The organism is Paenibacillus sp. P4_A7, from assembly GCF_056402455.1.
On the sequence record NZ_JBFUHJ010000528.1, the window covers coordinates 1 to 3,578 of the forward strand.

A 3,578-nucleotide genomic window follows, 5' to 3' on the forward strand; every position below is an offset into this window, starting at 1 on the left:
GACCAGAAAATAGAGCGCCATACTCCATTCTTTTTGGTCCATGAAAACCTGGCTGCAGATCAAATTTCATTAATCCCATGAACACAACATGATGTGCAGTTTGGTTGGTTTCTTCAAAAAGCTCTCTGATTACACACTCCCTAGCAGATTCTCCTTCCTCTATTACCCCACCAGGTAATTCCCAGCTTTTTCTCCATTTGTTTAACATGAATAGATACTTGTCTTGACAAGTGACAACAATTAATGAATGTGTTAATGGCGCATCCAGTGAGAAATTTTCAATTTCATCCTCAGCAATCGGAAAGAACTCTAGAAAAATGTTACCTTTGGCATCCGTGACTATAGACATATTTTGTTCCTCCTTCACATTTAATTTAATTGTAATTCGATAATAATCACATTCTACCTCTATCAATAGAACAATCACCTTTATAATTATCCAGAGAGGCTGCCGATTAGCAAGCCCTCTCTGGTTAACCCTTCATGTTAGGTCCGACTACAATTTCCGTTTCTCTAACAAACTTGTTTCTTCATCAATTCGACTACTATCAATACGCTGGAACAACAGCTCTAGATCTTGGATTTTTAGACTAGCTGGAATTAGAGTCAACTTCCATATCGTTTTTTTAAGCTTTAGAAACTTTCTAATTTTTTCACAGGAGAAGGGAATGAATGGGTCCAGTAGATTTGAAAGATTCACTATTATTTGCACGCATGTATGAAGAGTAAATCCACTCGCATCGCGATTTTCTTTAATCTGTACCCATGGCTTTTGTTCATCGAAGAATTTGTTTGCTCGGCGAACATGAGTAAAAATCAGTTCAATGGCTTCCTTTAGATGACCTTCTTCAATTAAAGAACCAGACTCTAAATACAAACCCTCTAGTGTTCTTTTCCACTCTTCACTCAGATTACCTTCAGGAATGCGCCCGTCAAATGATTTGTCTATAAAAGCCAAAGTACGATTAACAAAATTACCAAACGCGCCAAGCAATTCACCATTGTGGCTATGGATAAATTCCCTCCATGAAAAGTCAGTATCCCGTTTCTCAGGGCCGTTTGCGATCAGAAAATAACGAATAGAATCTGGMTGATAACGACTCATAATGTCCGGTACCCAAACAGCCCAATTATTACTAGTCGAAAACTTTCTCCCTTCTAAGGTCATGTATTCACATGAAATAATGCGATCTGGCAAATGGAGGTCACCAATACCCATGAGCAATGCTGGCCAAACGACTGTATGGAAGGGGATATTATCTTTGCCATGTACATAATAAGCAATTATTTCTTCCTTCTCTTTCAGCCAAAAAGATTCCCAACTGCCGCCTGTCTCAGCAGCCCACTGCTTGCTAGCCGATAAATAGCCGCTTACCGCCTCGATCCAAACATATATTTTTTTATCTTCGAATTCTTTAACCGGAACATCGACACCCCAAGTTAAATCCCTTGTTACCGCACGATCTTGAAGTCCCTCTTTTAAATATCGTCCCGTTAACCGGACAGCATTTTCTTTCCAACCTTGTGATTGTTTTGAATATTCGGATAATTCATCTTGGAATCTTGAGAGTTCTAGGTAAAAATGTTCAGTCGGACGCTCGATTGGGGGATTCCCACAAATCTTGCAGGTTTTGTCCGTTAGATCCGCTGGATCTAATAATGTCGAGCAATAATCACATTGATCACCTCGTGCTCGGTTGCTACAAACCGGACAAATACCCTCCACATACCGATCTGGTAAAAATTGATGATCTGTTTCACAATAGGTCTGTTGTATTGTTTTCTTGTATAAATAACCCTTTTCCAACAGACTCAAAAATAATTGTTGAACAACCTGATGATGGAAAACTTGGTCCGTACGTGTGTACATATCATAAGTAAAACCTAATTGGTTAAAGCATTCAGCAAATTCCTCATGAAAGCGATCTGCAATGTCTCCCGGCGAGACTCCCTCCTGAATGGCTTGWACTGCGACAGGTGTACCGTGGCAATCRCTRCCCGAAACATAYAACACCTTTTCTCCCTTCGAACGAAAATAACGTGCTAGCACATCACCTGGCAATAAACTTGCCAAACGTCCCAAATGCAAAGAACCGTTCGCATATGGCCATGCTCCTCCAATAAAAATATTTGCCATTAAAACTCCTCCTTCTTTTTTTGGACAAACAAAAAAGCCCTCATCCCAAAGGGACGAGAGCTGTTGCTCACCGCGGTACCACCCAATTTTATCAATGCCTTTCGACATTGACCTCTTCAGGTACGACGCTTTTGCGTTTATACCCTAGCACAGTAACGGGTGCGGGTTCCGGCGCAGTCTACAACCATATGAGGCTTCGATGCGCAGCTCTGAGACCATATTCCCACGGTTATTCTTTACCCCTTTTCAGCAACTGGGGCTCTCTGTAAAAAGACGTCACGATGGTACTCTTTCTCTTCATAGCTTTTTTCCGAATATTCAAGTTATTGTAAATAATACGAAATAAAATATCTCATGTCAAGGTTATTAAGTGGAGGGCTTGCCATAAAATACGATAAGGTTTAACGCAATACCTTTACAGATTGTACCAATACATCGGGTGCTCAGCAATTTGATCAACCGTAATAATATCAATTTCAGCAAAGCCGTTGCCAACAAAAGGAGATGAACAAACACTGATGATTTGATCATCTTTTGAAATAAAATGCCCAACACCATGCTCATTAAACTGGAATATGACCGCGTTTTTTTTTTAGCATGATCGATTTGATAGTTCTGAAGTGCGCTCTCCCATTCATCTGTTCAAACATTMGTTTAATAATTAATTATTTCATTTCATCTTCGACAAAATTTATTGCTTCAATAAATAGACTATGCAACTCGGATAGCTCTTTTGTTCTTCTAATAAATATTGGATTTTGGAAATTCTCATCCTTAACGATCATAAGTCTAAATGCCCCTTCGATAATATCAAATTCAGGCAACCATCCAAAGTCCAAACAATAATTGTCTCCATAATCAACTAATAATATATCAAGTTTAAGAGACCAGATTTGTTCTTCTAATGAAACTGTTTCATTAAGTTCAAACCCGCTCCAACAGATGCGACCAGATTTAAAATCTATTTTGTCAAACATATGTAACCTCCACCCGTTAACGTAATAGATCTACATAATCGGTTATGGTTGCCAAACTTCCCATATGCTACCGTCAGGATCAGCGAACGTTATGTTTGGTCCGCTTGTCACCCGTTCTCCTAATATATTCACTCCGTTTTCATTGAAACGTTCAAGTAGCTCCTCGACCCGTGGAGTAATGAAACATGCCATTGCATGGGGTTTGCCGCTGTCCAATGACCATGAAAAGCGTAATCGACCGCCTTCTTCATCCGATTTATGAAGGAACAGAGCGGGTACAACTTGCCTTAAACCAGGTGAAGGCAGGTTTCCATTCCGATCGGGATAATTCAAAACAGCCATCACCATCCCAGGCTCAACACGGTCGTTGTTTGCTGGTTTGAAACCTAAATTCTTTTGGTACCATTTAATCGACTCATAAACATCATTTACCGGTACGTAAATACAAGTTATACCTGTTATGT

General features: G+C 39.8%; 5 protein-coding genes and 1 other annotated feature. All 5 genes read right to left on the reverse strand.

Features of this window, described 5'->3' with window-relative positions; all coding sequences use genetic code 11:
• A partial coding sequence (locus tag AC1DWN_RS30360) for an NUDIX domain-containing protein (RefSeq protein WP_477562586.1) occupies positions 1-415 on the reverse strand: 415 nt, incomplete at its 3' end.
• Between the two features lie 81 nt (positions 416-496).
• On the reverse strand, positions 497-2,137 hold the full coding sequence (gene metG / locus AC1DWN_RS30365; protein WP_477562587.1) for a methionine--tRNA ligase: 1,641 nt from the start codon (positions 2,135-2,137) through the stop codon (positions 497-499).
• A 46-nt stretch (positions 2,138-2,183) separates the two neighbouring features.
• Positions 2,184-2,447, reverse strand: a binding site (T-box leader).
• A 105-nt stretch (positions 2,448-2,552) separates the two neighbouring features.
• A complete protein-coding gene (locus AC1DWN_RS30370; protein WP_477562590.1) occupies positions 2,553-2,714 on the reverse strand; it encodes a GNAT family N-acetyltransferase in 162 nt (53 codons plus the stop codon).
• An 88-nt stretch (positions 2,715-2,802) separates the two neighbouring features.
• The gene (locus tag AC1DWN_RS30375; protein ID WP_477562588.1) at positions 2,803-3,114 is read right to left on the reverse strand and encodes a hypothetical protein; all 312 of its coding nucleotides are present in this window, start codon (positions 3,112-3,114) and stop codon (positions 2,803-2,805) included.
• Between the two features lie 42 nt (positions 3,115-3,156).
• A partial coding sequence (locus AC1DWN_RS30380) for a VOC family protein (RefSeq protein ID WP_477562589.1) occupies positions 3,157-3,578 on the reverse strand: 422 nt, incomplete at its 5' end.